A 3,355-nucleotide genomic window follows, 5' to 3' on the forward strand; every position below is an offset into this window, starting at 1 on the left:
CGTTTAAGGCGCGGGGATGATCTGCCATCGCGGACGGGCTGTCTTCGGACGGCTGACGACATGGTCTTTCTGCGGGCTCAGGCCTGCGGTTGGGCGCGCGTGTCGTGAATGGATATTGATAATGCGAGTGATCAAGTGTCTTAAGGGTATCTGGTGGATGCCTTGGTGCTAAGAGGCGATGAAGGACGTGGTACGCTGCGATAAGTCCCGGGGAGCTGCGAACGAGCTTTGATCCGGGAATGTCCGAATGGGGAAACCCACCTTCGATCTCTGTTATTGTGAAGAATTTTGATTGAACGTCACGGTTCATATCAAGATTTGGTTCTGTTTGAACAAAAGCTTTTTGAAGCTTGGTTCCGCAAAATTGCGTCAGCAATTTTTAGGAGCGAATGCGACGCCGAGCTGATGCGAGGAACATCTTCACACTAACAGAGGTCAATAAGAAGGTATTTAGACCTGAATAGATAGGGTTTAAAAGCGAACCCGGGGAACTGAAACATCTAAGTACCCGGAGGAAAGGATATCAACGAAACTCCGTTAGTAGTGGCGAGCGAACGCGGATCAGGCCAGTGATATGGAAGATTCAACCGGAAATGTCTGGAAAGGCATGCCGCAGTGGGTGACAGCCCCGTATGGGTTCAGATCTTTCATATCCACGAGTAGGGCGGGACACGTGTAATCCTGTCTGAACATGGGGGGACCACCCTCCAAGCCTAAGTACTCCTTAGCGACCGATAGCGAACAAGTACCGTGAGGGAAAGGTGAAAAGCACCCCGACGAGGGGAGTGAAATAGTTCCTGAAACCGGATACCTACAAACAGTAGGAGGGCGAAAGCCTGACTGCGTACCTTTTGTATAATGGGTCAGCGACTTAAAGTTGCGAGCAAGCTTAAGCCGATAGGTGTAGGCGCAGCGAAAGCGAGTCTGAACAGGGCGTTTCAGTTCGTAGCTTTAGACCCGAAACCGAGTGATCTAGCCATGAGCAGGTTGAAGGTGGGGTAACACCCACTGGAGGACCGAACCGGTGCCTGTTGAAAAAGTCTCGGATGACTTGTGGTTAGGGGTGAAAGGCCAATCAAACTCGGAAATAGCTGGTTCTCCGCGAAAACTATTTAGGTAGTTCCTCGCACGAATATTCCAGGGGGTAGAGCACTGGATGGGCTAGGGGGTCCTACAGACTTACCAAACCCAACCAAACTCCGAATACCTGGAAATACTATGCGGGAGACACACAGTGGGTGCTAACGTCCATTGTGGAGAGGGAAACAACCCAGACCAACAGCTAAGGCCCCAAATTCGTGGCTAAGTGGGAAAGGATGTGGAAATCCCAAAACAACCAGGAGGTTGGCTTAGAAGCAGCCATCCTTTAAAGAAAGCGTAACAGCTCACTGGTCTAAATAAGGGTATCTGCGCCGAAGATGTACCGGGGCTCAAGCCACGAGCCGAAGCTTTGGGTTTGCCGTAAGGCAAGCGGTAGCGGAGCGTTCTGTAAGCTGGTGAAGGGAGACCCGTGAGGGCTCCTGGAGGTATCAGAAGAGCGAATGCTGACATGAGTAACGACAAATACTGTGAAAGACAGTATCGCCGAAAGTCCAAGGGTTCCTGCGTAAAGTTAATCTTCGCAGGGTTAGCCGGCCCCTAAGGCGAGGCCGAAAGGCGTAGTCGATGGGAACCACGTTAATATTCGTGGGCCAGCGGGTGGTGACGGATCCAGCCCGTCGTGAGTTCTTATTGGATTGAACTTGCGGCTTATGGGTTCCAGGAAATAGCCCCCGCATGAGACCGTACCCGAAACCGACACAGGTGGACAGGTAGAGTATACCAAGGCGCTTGAGAGAATGACGTTGAAGGAACTCGGCAATTTACCTCCGTAACTTCGGGATAAGGAGGCCCGGTGCATACGCAAGTGTGTATCGGGGGCACAGACCAGGGGGTGGCAACTGTTTAGCAAAAACACAGGGCTCTGCGAAATCGCAAGATGACGTATAGGGTCTGACGCCTGCCCGGTGCCGGAAGGTTAAGAGGAGGAGTGCAAGCTCTGAATTGAAGCCCCGGTAAACGGCGGCCGTAACTATAACGGTCCTAAGGTAGCGAAATTCCTTGTCGGGTAAGTTCCGACCTGCACGAATGGCGTAATGACTTCCCCGCTGTCTCCAACGTCAGCTCAGTGAAATTGAATTCCCCGTGAAGATGCGGGGTTCCTGCGGTCAGACGGAAAGACCCCGTGCACCTTTACTGCAACTTTGCGCTGGCATTCGTGTCGGCATGTGTAGGATAGGTGGTAGGCTATGAAGTGGGGGCGCCAGCTCTCATGGAGCCATCCTTGAAATACCACCCTTATCTACATGGATGTCTAACCGTGTCCCGTCATCCGGGACCGGGACAGCGCATGGTGGGCAGTTTGACTGGGGCGGTCGCCTCCCAAAGAGTAACGGAGGCGCGCGATGGTTGGCTCAGACCGGTCGGAAATCGGTCGTCGAGTGCAATGGCATAAGCCAGCCTGACTGCGAGACTGACAAGTCGAGCAGAGACGAAAGTCGGTCATAGTGATCCGGTGGTCCCTCGTGGAAGGGCCATCGCTCAACGGATAAAAGGTACGCCGGGGATAACAGGCTGATAACCCCCAAGAGTCCATATCGACGGGGTTGTTTGGCACCTCGATGTCGGCTCATCACATCCTGGGGCTGGAGAAGGTCCCAAGGGTTCGGCTGTTCGCCGATTAAAGTGGTACGTGAGCTGGGTTCAAAACGTCGTGAGACAGTTTGGTCCCTATCTGCCGTGGGCGTCGGAGTATTGAGAGGATTTGACCCTAGTACGAGAGGACCGGGTTGAACACACCTCTGGTGGACCTGTTGTGGCGCCAGCCGCAGTGCAGGGTAGCTATGTGTGGACGGGATAACCGCTGAAGGCATCTAAGCGGGAAACCCACCTCAAGACGAGTACTCCCTTGAGAGCCGTGGAAGACCACCACGTTGATAGGCCGGGTGTGGAAGTGCAGCAATGCATGCAGCTTACCGGTACTAATCGCTCGATCGACTTGATCACTCCCATTAATCAATATCCATGCTTCCCGATATACGGCGCGGCCCATCTGCGCCGCGCCGCTTCGCTCCTGAAACACTGCCCCTCAAAGGGGCCTGAACATCAGAGCGTCATCGTTCATGCAAATAATGTGCATATCCCAAACCCAGTTTTGCTTCCCTTATTGTGCTTCGCCGGCCTGGTGGCTTTTGCGTAGCGATCAGACCCGATCCCATCCCGAACTCGGCCGTCAAACGCTTCCGCGCCAATGGTACTCTGTCTCAAGACATGGGAGAGTAGGTCGCTGCCAGGCCTGCAAATCACAATAAGTGCC

General features: G+C 53.6%; 2 rRNA genes. Both read left to right on the plus strand.

The annotated features are described in order from the left end of the window. Positions 1–129: 129 nt before the first annotated feature. Positions 130–3,045 (plus strand): 23S ribosomal RNA (locus AC0N03_RS16660). A gap of 174 nt (positions 3,046–3,219) precedes the next feature. After that, a 5S ribosomal RNA gene (gene rrf / locus AC0N03_RS16665) occupies positions 3,220–3,334 on the plus strand. The last annotated feature ends 21 nt before the right edge of the window (positions 3,335–3,355 follow it).

The organism is Methylocystis sp. sgz306128, from assembly GCF_056032725.1.